22 protein-coding genes and 1 pseudogene are annotated in these 22,063 nt (G+C 68.4%); 13 read left to right on the top strand and 10 right to left on the bottom strand.

Annotated elements, in window-relative coordinates:
* Window positions 1–41: 41 nt before the first annotated feature.
* Entirely contained in the window at window positions 42–431 is a 390-nt protein-coding gene (locus QQY66_RS31725) for a CPCC family cysteine-rich protein (RefSeq protein WP_301983730.1), read from the top strand.
* A gap of 206 nt (window positions 432–637) precedes the next feature.
* On the opposite strand, the gene QQY66_RS31720 is transcribed toward QQY66_RS31725, so the two are convergent.
* Complete coding sequence (locus QQY66_RS31720; protein WP_301983729.1) at window positions 638–2,809, bottom strand: hypothetical protein; 2,172 nt, start codon at window positions 2,807–2,809, stop codon at window positions 638–640.
* A 385-nt stretch (window positions 2,810–3,194) separates the two neighbouring features.
* Between QQY66_RS31720 and QQY66_RS31715 the strand changes: the two genes are divergently transcribed.
* Both QQY66_RS31715 and QQY66_RS31710 read left to right on the top strand, forming a co-directional pair.
* Window positions 3,195–3,434 (top strand): hypothetical protein, encoded by a 240-nt coding sequence (locus QQY66_RS31715; protein ID WP_301983728.1) that lies wholly within the window; start codon window positions 3,195–3,197, stop codon window positions 3,432–3,434.
* 238 nt (window positions 3,435–3,672) lie between these two features.
* On the top strand, window positions 3,673–4,611 hold the full coding sequence (locus QQY66_RS31710) for a restriction endonuclease (protein ID WP_301983727.1): 939 nt from the start codon (window positions 3,673–3,675) through the stop codon (window positions 4,609–4,611).
* 68 nt (window positions 4,612–4,679) lie between these two features.
* Here QQY66_RS31710 and QQY66_RS31705 read toward each other — a convergent pair whose 3' ends face one another.
* Together QQY66_RS31705 and QQY66_RS31700 are read right to left on the bottom strand one after the other, a co-directional pair.
* Entirely contained in the window at window positions 4,680–5,210 is a 531-nt protein-coding gene (locus QQY66_RS31705; RefSeq protein WP_301983726.1) for an NUDIX domain-containing protein, read from the bottom strand.
* A gap of 1 nt (window position 5,211) precedes the next feature.
* Window positions 5,212–6,567 carry a tetratricopeptide repeat protein gene (locus QQY66_RS31700; protein ID WP_301983725.1) on the bottom strand — a complete coding sequence of 452 codons (1,356 nt, stop codon included), beginning with the start codon at window positions 6,565–6,567 and terminating at the stop codon, window positions 5,212–5,214.
* 223 nt (window positions 6,568–6,790) lie between these two features.
* On the opposite strand from QQY66_RS31700, the gene QQY66_RS31695 reads away from it, so the two are divergent.
* The 6 genes from QQY66_RS31695 to QQY66_RS31670 all read left to right on the top strand — a co-directional run bounded on the left by QQY66_RS31695 (window position 6,791) and on the right by QQY66_RS31670 (window position 10,465).
* Window positions 6,791–7,540 carry a hypothetical protein gene (locus tag QQY66_RS31695; RefSeq protein ID WP_301983724.1) on the top strand — a complete coding sequence of 250 codons (750 nt, stop codon included), beginning with the start codon at window positions 6,791–6,793 and terminating at the stop codon, window positions 7,538–7,540.
* Between the two features lie 78 nt (window positions 7,541–7,618).
* On the top strand, window positions 7,619–8,530 hold the full coding sequence (locus QQY66_RS31690) for a phosphotransferase family protein (protein WP_301983723.1): 912 nt from the start codon (window positions 7,619–7,621) through the stop codon (window positions 8,528–8,530).
* A gap of 1 nt (window position 8,531) precedes the next feature.
* Window positions 8,532–9,224 carry a bifunctional 2-polyprenyl-6-hydroxyphenol methylase/3-demethylubiquinol 3-O-methyltransferase UbiG gene (locus QQY66_RS31685; protein ID WP_301983722.1) on the top strand — a complete coding sequence of 231 codons (693 nt, stop codon included), beginning with the start codon at window positions 8,532–8,534 and terminating at the stop codon, window positions 9,222–9,224.
* A gap of 35 nt (window positions 9,225–9,259) precedes the next feature.
* Window positions 9,260–9,781 (top strand): HAD domain-containing protein, encoded by a 522-nt coding sequence (locus QQY66_RS31680; protein ID WP_301983721.1) that lies wholly within the window; start codon window positions 9,260–9,262, stop codon window positions 9,779–9,781.
* 151 nt (window positions 9,782–9,932) lie between these two features.
* Entirely contained in the window at window positions 9,933–10,268 is a 336-nt protein-coding gene (locus QQY66_RS31675) for a hypothetical protein (RefSeq protein WP_301983720.1), read from the top strand.
* Complete coding sequence (locus QQY66_RS31670; RefSeq protein WP_301983719.1) at window positions 10,244–10,465, top strand: hypothetical protein; 222 nt, start codon at window positions 10,244–10,246, stop codon at window positions 10,463–10,465. Before QQY66_RS31675 ends, QQY66_RS31670 begins: the two co-directional genes overlap by 25 nt.
* A 51-nt stretch (window positions 10,466–10,516) precedes the next feature.
* On the opposite strand, the gene QQY66_RS31665 is transcribed toward QQY66_RS31670, so the two are convergent.
* The 4 genes and pseudogenes from QQY66_RS31665 to QQY66_RS31650 all read right to left on the bottom strand — a co-directional run bounded on the left by QQY66_RS31665 (window position 10,517) and on the right by QQY66_RS31650 (window position 15,059).
* The gene (locus tag QQY66_RS31665; RefSeq protein WP_301983718.1) at window positions 10,517–12,214 is read right to left on the bottom strand and encodes a mobilization protein; all 1,698 of its coding nucleotides are present in this window, start codon (window positions 12,212–12,214) and stop codon (window positions 10,517–10,519) included.
* Window positions 12,204–12,779, bottom strand: coding sequence for a hypothetical protein (locus tag QQY66_RS31660; RefSeq protein ID WP_301987562.1), 576 nt, complete (start codon window positions 12,777–12,779; stop codon window positions 12,204–12,206). The genes QQY66_RS31665 and QQY66_RS31660 overlap by 11 nt, the downstream gene beginning before the upstream one ends.
* A 315-nt stretch (window positions 12,780–13,094) precedes the next feature.
* Window positions 13,095–14,417, bottom strand: a pseudogene (locus QQY66_RS31655) (DUF3631 domain-containing protein).
* A gap of 447 nt (window positions 14,418–14,864) precedes the next feature.
* Window positions 14,865–15,059: an AlpA family transcriptional regulator gene (locus tag QQY66_RS31650; protein ID WP_301983717.1), complete on the bottom strand. Its 195-nt coding sequence runs from the start codon at window positions 15,057–15,059 to the stop codon at window positions 14,865–14,867.
* Between the two features lie 121 nt (window positions 15,060–15,180).
* Here QQY66_RS31650 and QQY66_RS31645 point away from each other — a divergent pair, with 121 nt between their 5' ends.
* On the top strand, window positions 15,181–15,681 hold the full coding sequence (locus tag QQY66_RS31645; RefSeq protein WP_301983716.1) for a helix-turn-helix transcriptional regulator: 501 nt from the start codon (window positions 15,181–15,183) through the stop codon (window positions 15,679–15,681).
* Window positions 15,682–15,705: 24 nt separating this feature from the next.
* Entirely contained in the window at window positions 15,706–16,824 is a 1,119-nt protein-coding gene (locus tag QQY66_RS31640) for a site-specific integrase (protein ID WP_301983715.1), read from the top strand.
* A 108-nt stretch (window positions 16,825–16,932) separates the two neighbouring features.
* Here QQY66_RS31640 and ychF read toward each other — a convergent pair whose 3' ends face one another.
* Window positions 16,933–18,021, bottom strand: a complete 1,089-nt coding sequence (gene ychF, locus QQY66_RS31635) for a redox-regulated ATPase YchF (RefSeq protein ID WP_301983714.1) — start codon at window positions 18,019–18,021, stop codon at window positions 16,933–16,935.
* 179 nt (window positions 18,022–18,200) lie between these two features.
* Between ychF and QQY66_RS31630 the strand changes: the two genes are divergently transcribed.
* On the top strand, window positions 18,201–18,758 hold the full coding sequence (locus QQY66_RS31630; RefSeq protein ID WP_301983713.1) for a DUF6542 domain-containing protein: 558 nt from the start codon (window positions 18,201–18,203) through the stop codon (window positions 18,756–18,758).
* Window positions 18,759–18,773: 15 nt separating this feature from the next.
* Here the strand turns inward: QQY66_RS31630 and ppgK are convergent, their stop codons facing one another.
* Complete coding sequence (gene ppgK / locus QQY66_RS31625) at window positions 18,774–19,520, bottom strand: polyphosphate--glucose phosphotransferase (protein WP_301983712.1); 747 nt, start codon at window positions 19,518–19,520, stop codon at window positions 18,774–18,776.
* Between the two features lie 29 nt (window positions 19,521–19,549).
* Window positions 19,550–20,596: a 4-hydroxy-3-methylbut-2-enyl diphosphate reductase gene (locus QQY66_RS31620; RefSeq protein ID WP_301983711.1), complete on the bottom strand. Its 1,047-nt coding sequence runs from the start codon at window positions 20,594–20,596 to the stop codon at window positions 19,550–19,552.
* Between the two features lie 238 nt (window positions 20,597–20,834).
* Between QQY66_RS31620 and xseA the strand changes: the two genes are divergently transcribed.
* Entirely contained in the window at window positions 20,835–22,055 is a 1,221-nt protein-coding gene (xseA, locus tag QQY66_RS31615; protein ID WP_301983710.1) for an exodeoxyribonuclease VII large subunit, read from the top strand.
* Window positions 22,056–22,063: the final 8 nt, after the last annotated feature.

The raw sequence follows: 22,063 nt of genomic DNA, 5'->3' as shown, positions 1-22,063 counted from the left end.
ACCCCTGGCACACCGGCGGGGCCTGCAAGGAGACTTCGCAGGTGAGCGACTCCTACCCCTGCCCGTGCTGCGGGCACCGCGTGCTGGACACGATGCCCGGCTCGTACGAGATCTGCCCCGTCTGCTTCTGGGAGGACGACGGGGTCCAGTTCCGCTGGCCGACCATGGCAAGCGGGGCGAACAAGGTCTCCCTGATCGAGGCCCAGCGGAACTACCAGGACTTCGGCGCCTGCGACGAGCACGGCCGGCGGTACGTCCGCCCGCCGGCCGAGGACGAGCCGCTCGACCCCGCCTGGCGCCCCATCGATCTGACACGGGACTCCTTCGAGGACTGGGACGCCGAGGACCGGGCCCCGTGGCCCGACGACCGCTCGGTGCTCTGCTGGTGGCTGCCCACCTTCTGGCGTCGCGGCCACTCGGCTGCATCATGACGTCCCCCATCGAGGCCCTCGGTTCAACAGCTCGACGGCGATAACGACGCCTCGTACGCCGCCGGGAATGGGCGGCGATGGCCCTTCAACACCGAGCGCGACCACCTCCTGCACACCCTCGGGCTCGACCCCGCCTCCGAGGAAGAAGCTGCCTCTCGACTCTCGGCCGTAACTGCAGGCACGGCCCGAACGAACCCAGTAGCGTCTCACGGACCTGCGAGCGGCTCGGCAAGTCCTTCCAGCTTCGCCCGCAACCGGCGGATCTCCACCTCAGCCGTCATCAAGCCCAGTGTCATGCTGTCCGCCTGGTCCCGAGTCAGTGAGCGGCCTCCAGGCTTCGCAAGCACGGCCAGAGACGCGGCAAGCTCTTGGCATCTCCCGACGTCGTGGACAAGCGCCCCCACCTGCTGCTCCAGGTTCACTGCCAAATCGAGCGCCGGGTCGGTCGCAGGGGCACTTTCGAGGCTCGGCGGCTGAACCTCATCCGGCGCCGGACGGGTCGGTACGATTTCCGGAGACTGAACAGGCCCGCTCTTCGCTGCAGGTGCCGTCCGTCCCTCGCCGGGCACCGCCATAGCACCGTTGCCGACCGCCAGCCGAACGGACTGCGCGGTTGACCGCGGTGCAGCGGAGTTGCCCCGTGGTTTCGGCACCCCACGCCCACGGATTCCCGCCTCTTTGGGGAACTCCCGGTTGAACCAAGCCCGGGTCATCGGTTCCAGCAAGGGTTCGCCAGTCGCCGAGACCTTCCGCGGGCGGCGGTCCCCCTCGTCCATCGCGGCTGCCAGTTCCCGCAGGACACCCACCGCCTTGCGGCGGTTGTTCCGCATGGCCATCAGGTTGTTCTTGACTGTCCGTCGGACGCGGTCCGCCTTGGCTCCGTCGTCGTCGGTCTTCTGGCCGGTCAGCGATCCCCGGTCCGCGTCGATGATGTCGAAGGCCGCGAGCCAATGTGCCGCCCGGAAGGAGATGAGTTCCTCGAATGCCTCATCATCAGTGTCCGCCTGGGCAAGCAGCTCGGGCAACCGCCGGTCCGAGGGATTGAGGCCGTCCCGGACATCGCCGAGCTGGAAAACCTCCGCGATCCGCGGGTTCCACGGGCTTGGAAAGCTCTCCGAGGTCATGGCCGACCAGACCCGTGCCCGCCGGTTGGCCTCCGGCGCGCTCAGTTGGGACGGCGGCGCCTCGCTGAGTGCCCGTCGGATCAGCAACCGCTTGCGCCGCTCCGTCGGAAACAGCTCCCGGATAAGCATCATCGAACGGATGTCCCGCAGCTCCGATACCGCTGCATCCGCCGGCAGCCCTGGCAACCCCGCAATAGGCACGCCTCCTGACAGAACCTCCGCGACCCTTTCGTCGAGCACTCCCTCCGCTGCGTACATTCCGAGCACGCTGCGACCGAGCGCCCGCCCTCGGTCGTTCGGGGTGAACTCCAGCGGCATATGAACGTGGTCACGCCGATTACTCATCTGTGCGATGCGGTAGAGCCTGCGTGGTGCCGAGGTGCCCACGACCAGGTGGGACTCCACCACCGCGAGCCTGGCAGCCTGCACGGCGCGGGAGTCGTCGTCAGGATCGGCAGGGCTCGTGGCGGCGGAGAGCGATGCGTACTCCTCGTTCAGCAGGTCGGAGAGACGCGTGAGCCAGTCGTTCGGATCAAAAACGACGTCTTCCCCGCTCCCTCCGATCTTCTTGACCGGGACACCCGCGACCACATCGGCGGACGAGATCCGGAAAATGTCGTGGCGCCGCTGCGTCCGGTTGTTACCCCGGACCGCCATCCACTGCCAGTGTTCGCCCGGATGCAGCGGACGTCCGTCCCGAGCCTGTAGCGGTGCTTCCTTGATGAGGATGTGCTGCGCGACGTAGAGGCCCGGCTCCAATTGCCCGTTAAGGATCAGGTCCTGCCTGAGATCGTAGGAACGGTGGCCTTCCCGTTCACGCAGCCCCGACGCCGCCTTCTCCAGATTCGCGACCAGTGACTCGCGGTTCGCGGCCACGCTCTCCACGGCCGCAAACTCCTGAGTCGAGCCGCCAGCCATCTGCTGGACGAAGGGACGCACTGCGGACAGCGAGCTCTCATCCTCCCGCACCGGTGCCGGATTGGCGGGCGAGTGCCACAACGAGCTGATCCGCTCGTTGTGTTCCCAGACGCTTCCCCCAGCGCCATGCATCCGTACCGCCGCGATCAGCATGTCCCCCGCATCGGTTTGGAGCTGCCGCAGGGCATCCGGTCGCCACATTCGTGTCCCGACCTGATCTTGTTCGGTCACCATGGACTCCGGATCGACCACGAACGGGGCGAAATTGAGCAGCGCCTCACGCGGAACGTTCACCCCTGGCGTGTTCAGGCCCGCTTCCACCCACTTGCGCTGCACTTCCAAAGACGCAGGGCGAGGAAATGGCCCCGCCTGAGCGTTCTCAACCACCGTTTCTCCCCATCACATCATCGGGTTCACCGAGACCGCTGCCGGACGAGATCGACCACACCCTTGAGGCTTCTCTTTTCCAAGCCGATTCATCCCACCAGGCCAGTCCGTCGAATCCATGCTTACGCGTTACATTGGAAATACGAAGCCGATGCCATGAAATGAACGAAGGTGACCGGTTGTCGTTGAACGTTGAGCGTCTAATGCGAGAATCTGCCCAACTTCAATGATATACGTGGACTTGGATGCGTAACACTGCACTCTTGCGCTAGAACTTAGAAATCCCAACGCGATTTCAATGCGCCAAGTAGTCGATCCGACAAGGAACTCCGCCGTGACTCCCCCTCCGAGCCCGCCCCGATCCACCGACACCACAGGCGGCACGTGGTTCCCCTGGCTGCTGGTCATGCTGCTGTTCTCGCTACTGGTCGCGGCGTGCACCGGGTTCCTCAAGCGCCTCGGTGGGAGCACGCCGGTGGACGCCCTGCTCGCAGGCGGCGCCGCCTTCGGCGGGACCGCTCTGCTCTGTCTGGCCATCGTGCCGACCATCCAGCAGCTGCGGCGCCGCCAGTAGAACGAGGCGTTCAAAGCCGACCGACCGGCACCAACCAGAACGCTGCTCGACTGCTGAGCAGCGTTCCTGGCGGAACGTCAGACACGGAAGCAGAATGTCTGCGAACCAACCCTGACCTGCGGCGCCGCACGAGACGGGCAATCCAACGCGAAGGCAGGTAAGCACCCGACTCCCCTCTGTAGCATCATCTGACCAGGCGTTAGCAGCCCCGCACAGAGACTGGGAGGTCGGACGAAGGATGACGAGCACGCCGAAACCAGCGCAGCCGATCAGTCCAGCCGCCTACGGAGCCCTGGCCGGCGCGCTTAAGTCGATCTTCTGGTACAAGCGCGACCTCGAACGATTCATCCGCTTGTGGGCCACAGACCACCCTTCACTGCTGGCCCACATGGACTTCAGCGGCTACAAGTGGGCCACCACAGATGAGTTCGTGGACCGATTGATGGCAAATGAGCGCCAATACCGCGACCTTTCGCTTCGGATGATGGCGGAAGTTTCTCAGCTGACGAGCTTCCCTGCACTGAAACGGCACGAGAATGCCGAATCCCTGATCGCCGAAGCAAAGGAAGCAGTCGACCATCTCAGGGGGCTGGTGGACCGCCAGCGCGTTGCCCACGAGCAACAGTCGAAGTTCGATGACGAACTTCTCACGTACCGCGCCGTGGTAGAGGCCCAGCATAGCTTTGAAGCTAAGCTTGCCGCCCTTAAGGAACGCTTCCTCGAACTGGAGCGTATGGATAATCGCCAGAAGGCTGGCAGGCTTTTCGAGCCATTCCTGAATGACATTTTCAGACTGTTCGACATGGAACCTCGCCTGTCATACAGCCTGGAGTACGAGCAAATCGACGGCTCGCTTACTTTCGACACGGATGACTACATCGTTGAGGCCAAGTGGTGGCAGGAGGCGATCCAGCCCCACCACCTCTACAGCTTCAATGAGAAGGTGAGACGGAAGGGAAAAAATTCGCTTGGAATCTTTATAAGCGTAAATGGATTCACTAGCGGAGCCCGAGAAGCATACAGGGAGAGTACGCCGTTCCTAACGATGGAGGGCCTCGATTTCTTCTATATCCTCGACGGGCGCCTCACGCTCGACGAACTTTTGCGACGCAAGAAGCGTCATGCAAATGAGACCGGAAGCTGCTACTTTCCAGCCACGATGTTCCCGGGTGAGTAACCTAACCAGCCCGTCGCCATCAAGCCGGAGTCGGCGGAAGGCGCTGCACCCACACTCAGGACGCGCAACTAACGCCACCCGTTAAGTGACACCTGAGAGCTGCCGCGCAGGTACTGATGGAGAGCACTGGCAGTCGTGTCGACAAAGGCGTCAGGGATGGCGTTGGCATCAACCCAGCAGACCCGGGAGTGCTTGCGGGGTTCGCGGTTTTCGGGTTCGCCGGTCCATTCGTGGGTGGCAAAGACGACCGTGAGGAAGCCGTTGGGGGCTTCGACGCCCCAGGCGCCGTGGATGATGTGGGCGACCTTGAGGGACTCGGGCTTCACCGTGAGGCCGGTCTCCTCGTAGAGCTCGCGTACGGCGGTCTCGGTGATGGGTTCGCCCGGTTCGCTCTTGCCGACGGGGAGGTCCCACAGGCCCTGGGCGAACTTGGCGTTTTCGCTGCGCTGGAGGAGGACGACACGGTTGGTGGCCTTGTCGTGGACGATGACGGCCGCGACCAGCAGGGTCATCGATTCGAGCGCCGGCTTGAGGGCTTGGGAGCGGTCGTCGGTCTGCTGGGCCACGGTGTTCCCTTCGTCGGGCGGGTTGTTCGGCATGTTAGGCGAGGGCTTCGCGGGCGCGGCGGGCGAGATCGGCGGCCCCGGGGACACGGCGGCGCTGGTAGACCGCGAGGGTGGAGCGGATCGAGGTGATCGCCTTCCGGGTCCGGTCGGAGGTCATGCCCTCCATGAGGACGAGGGCCTGGGTCCAGGCGGCGACGGCTTCGTCGGCGCGGGCCTGGGCGGCGAGGCTGTCGCCTAGGTCGGCGTGGGTGAGGGCATGGACGCGCTTGTACTTTTCGGGGTCCCAGCGGGTGAGGGCGTCTCGGTGCTGCTGTTCGGTGCCGATGTGGTCGGCGAGGTCGGTCAAGGTGCGGGCGGTGTGGCTGGCCACGGTGCCGGCGGCGGGGCCGCTGACGCGGGAGTAGCTGGGCTGGGGGCCGTCGTCGCGGAGGAGGGCGTCTTCGGCAGCGAGCAGGGCGCGCGCAGCCAGGGAGTTCTCGTTCACAGCGGCGTAGGCGCGGGCGTGGGTGATGTGGAGGAGAGCCTCGGTCTGGCCGTCGACGTGGCCGAGACCTCGTTGCAGGGCGCTTTCGACGAGGTCGACGCAGTGGTGGGGCTGCTTGAGACTCAGGGCCTGGTGGGCGAGGGCGCGCATCATCCAGGCGGCGTGGCCGTGGGGGTCGCCTTCACAGGCGAGCTGGTAGCCGACCTGGTAGTAGCGCTGGGCGGCGCCTTCCTGGCCGAGATCGTGGTGCTTCCACCCTGCGAGGTAGGCGAGTTCGGCGACGGCGCCGAAGGCGGCCCGTCGTAAGGCTTCGCTGGGGAAGCGTCCGCGCAGCATGGGGGCGGCTGTGTCGGCGAGGTACGCGGTGACGGTGGTCAGGCCGTGCCCGCCGCCGAGGCGCTCGTCGGCGGCGCTGAAGGCCCTGGTGATCTGGCGTACGACGTCCACGTCCTCTCCACCGACCAGGGACGTGCCGGTGCGTGCGCGGAGCATGCGGGCGGTGGCTTCGTGGTCGTAGCCGAGTGGCATGGCGACGCCGGCGGTGGTGAAGGCCGCGATGGCGAGGAAGCGGCGGCGCTCGACGTCGGCGCGGCCCAGGTCGGTGACGGCGAGGACGGGGTCGGATTCCGCCGGTGCATCGGCATCACCGACGTAGAAACCGATCTCGGTCAGGGTGATCACGCGTCCCGCTCGGCGGGATAGTGCCTCGGCCAGGTACTGATCTACCCGGTCCGAAGGGGCGCGGGTGCCGTTCACCCAGTGCGAGATGGCCGACTTGTTGGTCTGGAGGATCTCGCCGTTCTCGGCGGCGATACGCCGCACGTCCCTGGCGAGGGCATCGTAGGTGCAGCCGATCGCGTCGATGACGTCGCGCAGACGGGAGTTGGGGTCTCTCTGCGCCGCCACGATCGCCTCCACTCCGGAGCTGTAAACCGCGTATACCGCTTCAACTGCCCTCCACCGTACCCACTGAGCGTGACCACCGGTTCACTTATCAGCAGCCGCCCGGAACGGCGCGACCGTGATCCAGGCTCCCCCTTGGTCCGGGCGGCACCCCGAAGTTCCGTACGCCCACACCGGGCTCGGGCATTCCTGTGCCCGAACCCGGCCAATCAGAGACGGAGACACGGTGACCACCATCGACACCACGGCCATCACGGTCGAGCTGCCCGAGGCATTCGACCCGCGCTGGAACCGCCTGCCTGGCATCCAGGTCGACGGCCAGCGCATCACCATCGACCCGGCCGAGTACTTCTTCCGCTTCGAGTCCAGCACCTGGCTCGTCGCCAACTGGAAGCTGGTCAAGTCCCAGCTCCTGGGCGTGGACGAGACGACCGAGAGCGCGGTCGAGCAGCTCGCGCTCGACTTCATCAAGAACCACGGTGAGTCCACCTCCGACGCGACCCGCGTTCTGGCCACCGCGTATGAGGTGTACGCGTACCTGTTCCGCGACGAGCACCTGGCCGGTCTCGGCCTGCCGCAGATCACCGCCGAGCACCTGAGGATGCTGCGGGAGGCAGCCACGCTCATGGCGCTCAACAAGGTCGAGTTGGACGGGCACATCTCCAACGTCGGCCCGTGCTGGTTCTTCCCCGCCGCCACCTCCGTCGTCTTCGACCTGGACGACGAGACGGGCGGCATGCTCGACGAGGTCTACCACGGCGGCTGGTTCAACGAGCACCGCCGGATCGAGTCCATCAAGGCCCACGCCGCGCTCGGCGGCCGGCTCGTGCACGGCTGCCAGTCCGTGCCGGACCAGTCCGGCGGCGTGGTCGCGCCCTACGGTGCCTCGATGGCCAACTTCCGTGACGACCTCGCAGCCTTCAAGGCGGGCTGGATCGAGCAGGTCTACGCCCACCGCGTGAACCCCGCCGCGTAACCCACACGATCAGGCTCCGGGTCGGGCCGGCACCTCCCGCCCGCCCCGGACGCCACCCTCACCCTCCGGAGCCCACACGTGACCACGAACCCCAGCGCCGAACTCCTCGACAACCTGCTCACCGTGGCTGGCCTGACCACCGCCGTACGGGAGGAGGTGCGCGTGTGGTCCATGTCCGGCGTCGAGCGCGTGACCTTCGCCGACGGCTCCACGGCCATCTTCAAGTACGCCAAGAAGCCCTTCGACAGCGAGGACCAGGCCCTACGCCTGGCCCACACCCTCGGCGTGCCCGTCCCCCAAGTCCACGCCTCCGCCGTCCTGGACGGCTGGCTCGGCATGCTCATGGAGGACCTCGGACCGTCCGCCCGCGAGGCCGACGACCTCGACGGCGTCGCCGCGGCCGTGGTCCTGCACGGCACCCGCACGGCTCCGCCCTTGACCGTCCTCGACCAGGAGCGGCTGCGCACGCTGCCCGCCCGGGCGCTGGAGCATTTGGAACGGCTGCGCAAGGCTGACCGGTGGCAGGACGCCGACGACGTCGAGGACGCGCTCGACCGTATCGCCCAGGCCGCCGAGGCCCGCTCGGCCGGAGCAACGCTGGCACCGTTCGGATGGGTGCACTCCGAGTTCCACCCCACCAGCCTCCACATCGGGGAGCGCGGCTGGCGGCTGCTCGACTTCGCCCGCGCCTTCACCGGCCCCGGCCTGCTCGACCTCGCCAGCTGGCACGGCACCATCGAGCCCCCGCACCCTGTGCGCCTGCGTGTCTTCCTGGAGCAGTACGTCACCGCTGGCGGCACCCCTGACGCCCTCGCCCCGCGCGGCGGGCTCACCGCCGAGAACTGGGCCCTGGGCTGGCACCGCATGTGGGCCGTCGAGTGGTTCATGGAACAGTCCACCCGCTGGATCAATGACCCGGCCACCGACCCCGCCTACATCAAGGCCGTACGCCGCCACCTCACTGACGTCCTCCACCTCCTGGGGATCTGACGTGCTCGCCCAGGCATCCCCATGGCACGCCCACGCCCTCCAGCGCACCGCCGCCGGACTCGCCGAACCCCTCTCCGTTCCCGCCCGGATGGAATGGACCACGAAACCCGGCCAAGGGCCCAGCTCCGAGATCCTCGGTTCCGACCTGCGCGGCAAGCGACTCCTGGAACTCGGATGCGGCCCCGGCCACAACGCCGCCCACCTCGCCACCCGCCACGGCGCTCACGTCACCGGCGACGACTTGGTCGGCCTCCAGGTCTGCCGCGCCCGCTCCCACTACGGACGGCTGAACAACCTCACCTTCGTTGCCGGGCACGCCCTGCACTACTTGCACGCCTCCGACGAGCAGTTCGACGCGATCTACTCCGTCTTCGGTGCCGTAGGGCTCGTCGCTCCTGAGCTCCTGCTGCCGGCCATCGCCCAACATCTCACGCCCGGCCGGGTGCTCGCCTTCTCCGTCCCTCACCCGCAGCGTGGCGGCCGCAGCCCGTCCGGTGACGACCGGCCCCGCCGCGATTACGTCACCCTCCCCGACCGCACCCGGCTCCCCATCGCCCGCTGGGAGTTCTGCACGGACCGGTGGGAGAAGCACCTTGGCCGGGCGGGTTTCTGGCTCACCTCGGCACAGGAGTTCCACGACCCCCGCATGGGCCACTGGCCCACCACCTTGCTGATCCGCGCTCGCAGGCTCTGACCAGCCATTCGTCCCGGCTTCCCCTGGAGAAACCGATGCGCCCGCCCTTCCTGCTCCTCGACATCGACGGCGTACTCATACCCTTCCCCGATGCGGACGGCTCGACCCCGGCCACCCACGCCCGCCACGACGTCATCCCCACCGGCCGGAGCGCCGACAACCCCGTCACCGTCTGGCTCGACCCCGCCCACGGCCCCATGCTCATGGACGTGACCAGTACGGGTCTCGTCACGCCGGTCTGGTGCACCAGCTGGCGCCAGGACGCCGCCACCCTCATCGGCCCCCTCCTGAGCCTCTCAGACCTGCCGTACGTCGACCTGCCGCGCCCTCAGATCACCACCAGCCACCCCAACGGCTACCTCTGGAAGCGCGACCACGTCGACGCCTGGCTGGCAGACGCCCCCGCCGTCTGGATCGACGACGACTTCACCGGTCTCGACCACGCCTGGGCGGCGGAGCGCACGGCCAAGGGAACGGCGACCCTCCTCATTCAGCCTGACCCACACCTCGGGCTGCAGCCCGAGCACCTGACCGAGGTCACGACGTGGGCCTCGTAGTTGCCCACAGCCCGCGCCGCCTGACGACTGACGCCCTCGCTGCCGCGAGCAGCGTGGGCATCGGGATGCGCTGAGGGTGCTGTGTCGCTGTGTCGGCAGGGGTGGATCGAGGCGGTGCCGCCGAGCCCAAACCGATCGCTACTCTCTTCGCATGACCGCGAACGGAGATCGCCAGTTCCCCGCCGCGCTTGCCGCTGCCATGGCGGTCCGGCTGGAGTGCATTGGCGAGGACGGTGTGGACTGCGAACCCTACGAGTCCTTCCTGACTGCCGATGAGACCACCGAGTGGTTCCGCGCGTGGACAGGCAACGGCGAGCTGAACGGCGACGACTTCCGCGTATTCGGCCAGGACGGCACCGGCGGGAACGCGGCGTTGTGGCTGGTTCGTCCAGGGCGGGAACTGGTAGAGCAGCCGTTGTCTTTCTGGGCTCCGAAGGAGAGACAGGCGTCGTCGCTCGCGACATGGGTGCCTTCCTGTGGCTTCTAGCTGACGGCTTCGGCCCGTGGGAAGCAGCCACCTCGTACGAGCCCGAGCCCGATTGGGCTCCCCAGGTCAATCGCGACCTGGCGGCTATCGCGGAGCAATTCGCTCCGGACCGCCGCGCGTCGGCAGCGGCGATCATCGCGCAGGCCACACGAGAGTTTCCCGACTTCGATGACACCATCATGAAGCTTTGCCGTTGAACCCGACCCGATGCCCCCGCCACGACGTGTGGCGAGGGCATCTGACCGGGGTCAGCGGTGCCGACTGCGCTCTTCGGGCCTCGTAGCCACTGATGTGGCCGGAGGGTGTGGCGTGGCGGACATGGACGACGTTCCGCTGATGGTGCTTCGCCTGCGAGCCGCTTGCGTCCGCCGGTTCGGCTGAGCGGTGATGCGCCAGTTGAGGACCTCGGCGGGGTGCTCGGCGCTGTCGAGCTCCCGCTGGGCGCCCACCTCGGCCAAGAGACGTCGGGGTTTGTGGCCGGCAGTCTCGGCGTGGGCGAGGGTTGTGGTCAGGGCGGCCCAAGCAGGGTCGGCGAGGATCCGGTCGGCATGGTCGGGGAGGGCCGCACGTACGTCCTGCTCGAAGCGGCGGGCGGTCGCAGCTCGCGGTGCGCGGCGGGCCAGGTCCGCCAAGACGGGTGCGGCGGCTCGCTGGTAGCCCGCCTGAAGGTGGCGGAAGGCTTCTTTGGCCGCAGCGGCCTGCTGTTCGTGGCCGCGCTGCTCGTGCCACTTGGCGGCGGCCCGGGCCAGATGCACTGTGGCGAAGAGCAGGGCGATGGCGAGCCCACCCGGCTCGCTGGAGGCGTAGGCGAGTTCCTTGGCGGCCTTGCGTAGGGCGGTGGCAGCCTCGTGGTCGGCGCGGGTGGCGGAGCGGCGGGCGCGGTTGAACGCCATCGCCGCCGCCCACAGTTCCGCCCGGTGTGGGCTGGTCGTGGCGCTGGCGATGTTGTACAGGGCATCGCCGAAGGCGGCCAGGTAGCCCTGGGCGGCGGCATCGTCACCAGAGTCGAGGACGGTGCGTGCCGTTTGTACTTCGGTGGTGGTGTGACGCCATGGCTCGGAGGGGTCCGCCACATACCGGGGGCGGTCGGCCACCTCCTGGTCGGGAAGGCGTTCGCGTAGGCGGTTGATGGAGAGATCGGGGGCGAGCTTCGAGCCGCCGTACCAGACGGGTTCGCCAGCCGCGTTGGTGTCGCCAGGCGCGGCGAGGCTGTAGCCGATCACGTCACCGGTCTCAGGGCCGAGGCGCGTCTTGACCTTGATGCCGAGGGACTGCAGCACGGTGAAGTAGTCGGCCTCGTTGCGTACGGTGGCGGCGACCGCGTACGCCTGCTCGCGCAGCCGCTGCCGTGCCGTGACCGTCTGGCCCTGGCGCTCGGCCTTGGCGCGTTCGGCGCCTGTGGGGGTGCGGGGCGCGGTGAGGTCACCGGACTTCAGGCGGCGCAGGCCGAACTCGGCCTCGATCTTGCGGCACTCGGCTTGGGCCCGCTGGCCGTCGCGGTGGGTGCGGGGGCGGCGTCCGTCGGCGCGGACGGTGATGGCCATGATGTGGATGTGGTCGTCGGCGTGGCGCACAGCGATCCACCGGCATGCCTTCTCGTCGCCTTCGGGGGCGATGCCGGCGGCGTGAACGATGCGGCGGGCGACCTCGGCCCAATCGGTGTCGGTGAGGTAGCGGTCGCCGGGCGCGGTACGGACCGGGCAGTGCCAGACGTGCTGAGGTGGTTTCTTGCCGCCCAGCTCGCGGGTGCGCAGGTCGACGTGGGTGTCGAGGCGCTTGGCGAGCTGGGAGTAGGTGGCTGCCGGGTCGCGGCCGGGGTCGGGGGCGCCGGCCATGTCCCAGGCGGCGACGATATGAGGGTCGGTGTGTTCGTCACGGCGGCCGGGGCCGAAGAGGTAGACGATCAGCCCGCGGGTGTCGGAGCCGGTGGAGACGTCAGGAACCATGCGCGGTGCCTTCCGTCAGGAGCTGGTCGATCAGTCGGTAGCTGCTCTCGGCTGCTTGCTCGACACGGGCCAGTACCGCCTCGGCACGCTCGTGCACCGTTCCTCGGTGGATGGCTGCGGTGATCTGGTTGAGGTTGCCGCCGATGCGGTTCAGCGCGACCGTGTGTGCCTCGACGGCCTCGATCAGTGGGCGGAGAGGATCGTCCTCCGGGCTGCCGACCAGCCCTGCCTTGCCCAGGGCGACGGCGAGGGCGGCGTCCCCGACGAATCCGGCAAACTTCTGACCGCGCTGGTGAGCGGCGGCGCTGATCACGCGGACCGCGGTCCGCGTGAAGCGGATGGTCTTCTCCTGGTCGCGCTTCTCCACCGTGCGCTTGCGGTTCATCGGCGCGGGCAGGACGGAGGCCTCGGGACCCCGCCAGGAGGGCAGCTCGGCGGGCGGTTGGACATTGGCCAGCGGCTGAGTGCTCGGGGCGACGGAGTCTGCTGCAGGCGGGCAGCCGGTCTCGGCTACACCCTCCTCCGGCTCGGGCGCCCCTTGGCGCCCGGCCTTCTCCTCCGCCACCTCTGGGGCGGGGGCAAGCGCGGACGAAGCCTCGTTAGAGGCTCGTTCGCTCCAGCTTGCTGCTGATCGGCGGGTCAGGCCGAAGATTCGCTTGCGGCGGCGGGTGGGGAAGTTGTCGGTGCTCGTTTCGGGCATCGTGGTGCTCCGGTGGTCGTGTGCGGTGGGGCTTCGTCACGTCCGTTGCATCCGTCCCGTAGCTGGTCAGGACAGGTACGGAGCCGGTCGCAGGTACGGAGTGATCCGTATCGGTAAGGAACTCCGTCCCCGCGCTGACCTGCGCGGGGACGGATGCGACGGATTGATACGGAGCTGGTGTCAGCGAGTGGGCTTGGGGCTGGCAGGCCCGCCGGGCGGGCCGATGGGCAGCGTCCCCGACGGAGGGGCCGGTGGCTTGCCCTGAGCTCGACGTGCGACCACGGCCTCGCTGGCTGCGGGGGCCGGCTGGGCAGGGTCGGGGCAGTAGCGGGCCCAGGCGTCGAGGAACTGGTTGCGGGCGTACGCCTTGGTCTGCCTGCCGTTCTCGAAGCGGTGGTTGGCCGGGCTGATGCCGAAGTCGCGCAGCAGGTTGGCCAGGTGGTAGGCGTTCAGGCCTTTGGTGCCGTACTCGGCCCAAGGTGCCTCGGCGTCCTGGATGAGGGCGGCCAGCAGGTCCTGGCTGCGCAGAGCCTCCTTGTGGCCCTCCTGCTCGAACACGCGGCGGACGTCGCGCAGCAGCCGCGTCTTCAGCGTCGTCTACTCATCCTGGACCACCTCGTTGCGCGTCATCGCCAGGCAGGCGGCACGGGCCCGCGAGGGCCAGTGCCCGCCGGCCAGGTCGGCGACGATCACCAGCGGCTCCCACGTGTCGGCGGCGCGGTCCTCGACCGGCATGTGCGGCACCAAGCCCTCTGCGGTGCTCCGCAGCGGGGCCAGCCAGGCGGTCAGCCGGTCGCGCAGCGCGTTCAGTTCCGGAACGGAGTACCGCGAGCGGAACGGGGCGATGCGCTCGCCCGGCTTGCGCTTCTGCATGCGGAGCACGACCGCCCGGTCCAAGATCGTGTCCGGCGGGTCGCCGATCCCGGCGAGCGCGGCCATGGCGAAGGTGGGAAACGCCGTCGGCTTGTGCTCCGGCCCGGAGATCCGCCAGGCGGGCCGGTTGCGCTGGTGCCCCGCGTTCAGCAGGCCGCGCAGGTCCTCCTTGTCGCCGGCCTTGGGGCCGAAGATTGTGTTGGCCTCGTCCACCAGCAGCGTCGGCGGGTTCTTGCCGATGACGCGGAAGACCACCGCAGGCGAGGTGTTCACCGTCATCATCGGCTTGTGCACGGTCTCATGGAGCACGTCCAGGACGCGGGACTTGCCGCACCCCTTGGTCGGCCCCACCACCGCCAGCCGTGGCGCGTGCTGGAGGGCTGGCTGGATGTGGGAGGCCGCCACCCACAACGTGACCGCCGTCAGAGCCTCGTCGCTCGGCAGCACCACGTACCGGCCGATAGCCGCACGCAGGTCATCCAGCAGCGCGGCTCCTTCATCAGCCGTCTCGCCGCCCGTACCGACGCGGTCCCCGGTCCCCGATCCGCCGTCGGGGACCGGGGTCCCCGCAGATGCGTGGGGACCGTGGCCCTCACCATGGGCTCGGGGCGCGCCGCGCTCGTCCGGGATTCGGGGATCGGGTTCGGGGACCAGCCGGCCGAAGTCTCCGCCCGGTCCCCGGCTTCCGCTCCGGCGGGACCGGTCCCCAGGGCACTGACCTGTACAGGTGTCGCGTTGGGGGTGTTTCGGTCCCCGACCGAAACACCCGTCGAAGCATCGCCGCTGGCGAGTGCAGCCGGGGACCGTGACTCCGTTTGGTCCCCGCTTCGGTCCCCATTGCGCCAGGGGATGCCCTGGCCGAGGACCGCAGTCGTGGGCCAGACAACCTCGGATGCGTTCGAGATGGCGGGGGACGTAGAGTCCTCCATAGACGTTCCTCCCAGGTGAGGGACGGGACGGGCAAGGTCCCGTCCTTCACCGGTTCGTTCGTTCAGGGATGGGCGACGTGCAGGGGAATCTCCGGCCCTCGGCGTTGGCGCGCCGGGGGCCGTTGCTGTGTCCGGGGCTGCCGGCGGCTCATGAGGCCAGGCCCCACTCGTCTCGGCCGTCGATCAGGGTGCGCTCGTAACGCAGCAGCTCGGTCTCGGGGTACAGCACCCGCTTGCCGACCTTGATGCCGCGCGGCCCCTTCTTGATGTGGCGCCAGTAGCGGACGGTGCTTTCGGCTGTGCGGTAGCGCTCGGCGACCTCGGCGGTGGTCAGGTATCGCACGCATTCCCATTCGACTAGGTAGTGATTCGATCTGCATAGAGTTGTACCTCACGATCTGCGGTTAGCCAAATAGGGAAGCTCATGTTTCAATTGGGATAGTGACGGTGGCGATGGAGGTCCGATGGCAGGCGACAGGCCCGAGGGCGGCGAGGTGCTGCTGCTCTACAGCGAAGGGAACGTGGCCGCGCGCGTGGCCCTGGAGCGCGAAGTCAGAGGATGGAGCACGACCGAGCTGGCAGAGCGGGTGACCAGAGCCGGCATCAAGATGAACCAGACGGCGGTCTGGCGCATCGAGAACGGCACCCCCCGCCGGCGCATCAACCTCGACGAGGCCCTCGCCTTCTCCCGCGTCTTCGAGCTCCCTCTCGAAGAGCTGATGTCCCCGCCCCTGGAGGGGCTCGACATCGACAGCCGACGGCTCGTCCAGGAAGCCGTCGAAGCGTTCTACGAGGCCCGAGACGCGCGCGACCGTCTCCACCACGCTGTGGTCGCCATCGCCGACCACATCAAGGCCCATCCCGACAGCTCACGGGCGATCCACGAGCAGTGCCTCCTCCTCATGGGCGACGAGCGGGACGCTCGCACCCTCAGCAGCGACATCGAGGACGGCGGCCACTACTGACAACCGACACGAAGGAGAGGCCACTTGGCCAACATCCAGAAGCGCCCCAACGGTAAATGGCGTGCTCGCTACCGCGACCTCGACGGCAAAGAGCACGCCCGCCACTTCGACCGCAAGATCGACGCCCAACGGTGGATCGACGAGGTCACGGCCATCCTGGTCACCGGTCAGTACGTCGACCCGCGCTCGGCGAAGAAGCCCTTCAAGGAGTACGCGGAGGAGTGGCGGGCCAGCCAGCCGCACCGGCCGTCGACGGCCAAGGCCGTAGCCCAGCACCTGCGTTGCTACGCCTACCCCGTCTGGGAGAAGCGGCCACTCGGCGCGATCAAGCCCGGTGACGTGCAGAGCTGGATCACCAACCTGACGACCACCCACAAGCTCGCCGCGAGCACCTCCCGCACCGTCTTCAACACGGTCAACGCCGTCTTCCGGGCAGCGGTCCGCGACCGCATGATTCCGCACAACCCCTGCACCGACGCGAAGCTGCCCTCAGTTCCGAGGAAAAAGGTCGTACTCCTGGCCGTCGAGCAGGTGCGGACGCTGGCCGAGGAGATACCCGGCCGCTACAGGGGCCTGGTCCTGCTGGGCGCTTGCACAGGGCTTCGCCCTGGCGAGCTCTTCGGCCTCCAGCTTCGGCACGTGGACCTGCTGCACGCCACCGTCTCGGTCGAGCAGCAGATCCAGCAGACCGCCAAGCACGGCGTGTACGTCTGCCCACCCAAGACCGCTCGATCGCATCGCACGGTCCCGCTCCCCCGCATAGCGGTGGATGCGATGAAGGCCCACCTGCGGGACTTCCCCGCCGATGGGCCCGAGAGCTGGATCTTCACGGCGCCGCAAGGCGGGCCCGTGGTCTACACGCACTTCATGGACGGGTCCTGGCGGCCCGCCTGTGCGAAGGTCGGCATACCGAAGGGCACCGGACCCCACGCCCTCCGGCACCGCTACGCCAGCCTGCTGATCAAGCACGGCGAGTCCGTGAAGACGGTCTCCGAGCGCCTCGGCCACACCAACGCGGCCATGACGCTGAACATCTACACCCACCTGTGGCCCGACTCCGAGGAGCGGACCCGGGCCGCCGTCGACAAGGCGTACGCGGACCAGTCCGCCGAGGCCCAGCCACAGGTCGACGAAGCGGCGTAGCCGCTCCCCCGCGTGCCGGACTCATCCAGCACGCTGCGGCCTCCGTGCGGACCGCAACGGCCGCCCAGCCCACTCCGTCGCAGGTCAGACGGCCTTTCGCCGAACGTATTAGACGTTGAAGCGGAACTCCACCACGTCCCCGTCCTGCATGACGTAGTCCTTGCCCTCCATCCGCGCCTTCCCCTTCGCGCGGGCCTCCGCGACCGAACCCGTCTCCACCAGATCGACGAAGGAGATGACCTCGGCCTTGATGAAGCCCTTCTGGAAGTCGGTGTGGATGACGCCGGCGGCCTCGGGGGCGGTGGCGCCCTTCTTGATGGTCCAGGCGCGGGATTCCTTGGGGCCGGCCGTGAGGTAGGTCTGCAGGCCGAGGGTGTTGAAGCCGACGCGGGCGAGGGTGGCGAGGCCGGGTTCGTCGGCGCCCACCGACTGGAGGAGTTCGAGGGCGTCCTCTTCGTCCAGCTCGGCGAGGTCCGACTCCAGCTTGGCGTTGAGGAAGATCGCCTCGGCGGGGGCGACCAGGGCGCGCTGCTCGTTCTTGAAGTCGTCGTCCGTCAGCTCGTCCTCGTCGACGTTGAAGACGTAGAGGAAGGGCTTGGTGGTCAGGAGGTGCAGGTCGTGCAGGAGCTCGGCGCGCTCACTGCCCTGGACGATGCCCTGGGAGAAGAGGGTGTCGCCCTTGTCCAGGATCTCCTTGGCGGCCTCGATCGCGGCGACCTTCGGCGCTACGTCCTTCTTGATCCGCGACTCCTTCTGGAGCCGGGGAAGGACCTTCTCGATGGTCTGGAGGTCCGCCAGGATCAGCTCGGTGTTGATCGTCTCGATGTCGTCCTTGGGCGAGACCTTGCCGTCGACGTGGACGACGTTCTCGTCCTTGAAGGCGCGGATGACCTGGCAGATCGCGTCCGACTCACGGATGTTCGCGAGGAACTTGTTGCCCAGGCCCTCGCCCTCGCTCGCGCCGCGCACGATGCCCGCGATGTCGACGAAGTCGACGGTCGCCGGGAGGATCCGCTGCGAGGAGAAGATCTCGGCCAACTTGGTGAGCCGGGCGTCGGGGACGCCGACCACGCCCACATTCGGCTCGATCGTGGCGAACGGGTAGTTGGCCGCCAGCACGTCGTTCTTGGTCAGGGCGTTGAACAGGGTCGACTTGCCGACATTCGGCAGACCGACGATTCCGATCGTGAGCGACACGTTGCGACTTCCCGTACGTGAGAGGACCTGAGGGGACTGAGGAGTGGGGACCTGGGCCGATCCACCAGTCTACGGGCTGCCGAACCCCGCATCGGCGGCGTATCGAACGCTTGGCCAACGTCTGTCCAACGGCGTGTCTGACGGGCTATTCGGCACATAAACCGACCTAGGTTGGTCCGGTGGAGCAACACAGGACGCGGTCCCCCCAGTACGGAACGCCACGCGGCACACCCCGGCTGCCCCCGCAGGGCCGGGGCGCGGGTGGCCGGCCACAGGGGCGGCCGCCGGGGGCGGGCGTACGGCGGCCGGCTCCGCCGGTGGTGCTGGCCGTGCGGCGGATCGCCCGGGCCGTGCGCCGGATGCCGAACCCCCGGCTCACCGCGCTCGGCGGCGGGCTGTTCTGCGGGGTGCTGATGCTCGCGTCGGGCTGTCTCGACTCGTTGCTGTTCGGGTCGTCGACGACGGTGTACGGCGTGCTGTTCCTGCCGGTGTGCGTGCTGACGGCGGTGTGGATCCGCAAGGCCGACCTGGTGACGGCGCCGGTCGTGGTGCCGATCGCCTTCGCCGTGGGGCTGCTGCCCGTCGCCGGCGGGAGCAACGGCGCCGACGGGCGGCTGATGGGGTTCGTCACGGCGCTCGCCACGGAGGCGGGGTGGCTGTACGGGGGGACGCTGATCGCCGGTGTGATCGTGACGGTGCGGAGGGTTCGCATGGTGCGCCGCCGCCGACGGGTGTAGCCCCCGCCCGCTGACCTAGCCCTCCTTCGCCGCCCGCATCGCCGCTCCCACGATCCCCGCGTTGTTCTGCAGCTGCGCCGGGACCATCTCGGCCTTGATGCCCTCGATGAAGTGCAGGAACTTGCCCGCCTTACGGCTGACACCGCCGCCGATGATGAACAGCTCCGGCGAGAACAGCATCTCCACATGGGCGAGATACGCCTGGACGCGGTGGGCCCAGTGCTCCCAGGACAGGTCGTGGTCTTCCTTGGCCTTGCTGGAGGCGCGCTTCTCCGCGTCGTGCCCGTGCAGCTCCAGGTGGCCGAGTTCGGTGTTCGGGACGAGGACGCCGTCGATGAAGAGGGCGCTGCCGATGCCGGTGCCGAAGGTGAGCATGATCACCGTGCCCCGGCGGTCTCGGCCGGCGCCGAACTGCATCTCGGCGACGCCCGCCGCGTCCGCGTCGTTGATCACGGTCACCGGGAGGCCGCCGAGCCGCTCGCCCAGCAATGCGCGCGCGTCGGTGTCGATCCAGCTCTTGTCCACGTTGGCCGCGGTGCGGATCGTCGCCCCGCCGGTGACGACGCCCGGGAAGGTGATGCCGACCGGGCCCGTCCAGCCGAAGTGGTCGACGACCTCCTTCACACCGTCGGCCACCGTGTCGGGCGTCGCCGGATGGGGAGTGAGCACTTTGAGGCGCTCCTGGGCGAGGTCGCCCCTGTCCAGGTCCACAGGGGCGCCCTTGATCCCGGATCCACCGATGTCCACGCCGAAGATCTGCATGGCCCTACGTTACGACGGTGGACTGACAGTCACTCCCCGGAGGTACCGGAACCGGTGCCGGTACCCGTTTCCGTGCCCGCCCCGCCGCGCTCGGCGACCAACGTCGCCGCCTCCTCACGCAGGTCACGGCGGAGTTCCTTCGGCAGCGAGAAGGTGATGGACTCCTCGGCCGCCTTCACCAGCTCGACGTCCTCGAAGCCACGCTGGGACAGCCATTCCAGCACCTGCTCGACGAGGATCTCGGGCACCGAGGCGCCGGAGGTGACGCCCACCGTGGACACGCCCTCGAGCCATGCCTCGTCGATCTCGTCGGCGAAGTCCACGAGGTAGGCCTCGCGGGAGCCGGCGAGCTTGGCGACCTCGACGAGCCGCTTGGAGTTGGAGGAGTTCCGGGAGCCGACCACGATGACCAGCTCGGCCTGCGCACCCATCTCCTTCACGGCGAGCTGACGGTTCTGCGTGGCGTAGCAGATGTCGTCGCTGGGCGGGGAGATGAGCTGCGGGAACTTCTCCTTGAGGGCGTCGACGGTCTCCATCGTCTCGTCGACGGAGAGCGTGGTCTGGGAGAGCCAGACGACCTTCGACTCGTCGCGGACCTCGACCTTGGCGACGTCCTCGGGGCCGTCGACCAGCTGGATGTGCTCGGGGGCCTCGCCGGACGTGCCGATGACCTCTTCGTGGCCCTCGTGCCCGATCAGGAGGATGTCGTAGTCCTCGCCTGCGAACCGGACGGCTTCCTTGTGGACCTTGGTGACGAGCGGGCAGGTGGCGTCGATGGTGGCGAGCCGGCCGCGCGCCGCCTCTTCGTGGACGACGGGGGCGACGCCGTGCGCGGAGAACATCACGATGTTCCCCGGGGGGACCTCTTCCGTCCGTTCGACGAAGATGGCGCCCTTCTTCTCCAGGGTCTGCACGACGTACTTGTTGTGGACGATCTCGTGCCGGACATAGACGGGAGCCCCGTACTGCTCCAGGGCTTTCTCGACGGCGATCACGGCGCGGTCCACACCCGCGCAGTAGCCACGGGGGGCGGCGAGCAGGACACGGCGGCCAGGCGAAGCAGTCATGCGTCCCATCGTAAGGCCGCGCTCGGCGGGTCAAAGAGCGCCTCCTTGGGGGACCGATCGTGGACTGGGAGGGGTGGGGAAGCACACGACTGGCGAGGTGTGATGTCTACGGGCTGCTTTTCATCGCCCCTCGCGACGGCGTTCACCGCGTCCGGCTACGCACAGATGGTGCGGGCCGCAATGCGCCCGGTCCGGAGGGAATGGTGCCGTCGGCTGTGATGTCGGCGGTGGCCGTTACGCTCGCGGCATGGCCTTGAACACGTCCGCGGAAACGCCGCTGCCTGTCGGTGAGGTGTCGCGGCTCATCGGGGGTTGGATCGATCGGCTCGGGGCGGTGTGGGTCGAGGGGCAGATCACGCAGTTGTCGCGGCGGCCGGGGGCGGGGGTCGTGTTTTTGACGTTGCGGGATCCGTCGTACGACATCTCCGTGAGCGTCACTTGTTATCGGCAGGTGTTCGATGCCGTCACCGATGTGGTGAGTGAGGGCGCCCGGGTCGTCGTACTGGCGAAACCGGAGTGGTACGCGCCGCGGGGGCAGTTGTCGCTGCGGGCCGCTGAGATAAGGCCCGTGGGGGTGGGGGAACTGCTCGCGCGGCTGGAGCAGTTGAAGAAGGCGCTCGCAGCGGAAGGGTTGTTCGCTGTTGAGCGGAAGAAGCCGTTGCCCTTTCTGCCGCAGCTCATCGGGCTGGTCTGCGGGCGGGCCTCCGCGGCGGAACGGGATGTGCTGGAGAACGCCCGGCACCGCTGGCCGGCCGTCCGCTTCGAGGTGCGCAACGTCGCCGTGCAGGGCGTGCACGCCGTGCCGCAGGTCGTGCAGGCGGTGAAGGACCTGGACGCGATCGACGACGTGGACGTGATCATCGTCGCGCGGGGCGGCGGCAGCGTGGAGGATCTGCTGCCGTTCTCCGACGAGCAGCTCGTACGGGCGGTCGCGGCGTGTCGTACGCCCGTGGTGTCCGCCATCGGGCACGAGCCCGACAACCCGCTGCTCGACCACGTCGCCGATGTGCGCGCCTCCACTCCCACCGACGCCGCCAAGAAGGTCGTACCGGATGTGGGGGAGGAATATGAGCGGGTGCGGCTGCTGCGTGATCGTGCTCGGCGGTGTGTCGCGGCGTTCATCGAGCGGGAGGAGCGGGGGCTCGCGCATGCGCTGGCCCGGCCGTCGATAGAGGATCCGCACCGCATGATCGACGAGCGGGCCGACCATGTGGCGTCCCTGATCGACCGTGGCCGGCGCACCCTCGGCCACCTCCTCGACCGCGCCGACTCGGAGCTGACGCACACCCACGCGCGCGTGGTGGGCCTCTCCCCCGCGGCGACCCTGAAGCGGGGCTATGCGGTGCTGCAGAAGGCCGACGGGCATGTGGTCCGGGATCCCGGTGAGGTGACGGCGGACGAGGCACTGCGCGCGCGGGTCGCCGAGGGTGAGTTCTCCGTACGAGTCGACGCACGAAGCGATGCATAGGGTGGGCG

This window comes from Streptomyces sp. DG2A-72 (genome assembly GCF_030499575.1).
Lineage (GTDB): Bacteria > Actinomycetota > Actinomycetes > Streptomycetales > Streptomycetaceae > Streptomyces.
This window is presented reverse-complemented; position numbering and strand designations above follow the sequence as displayed.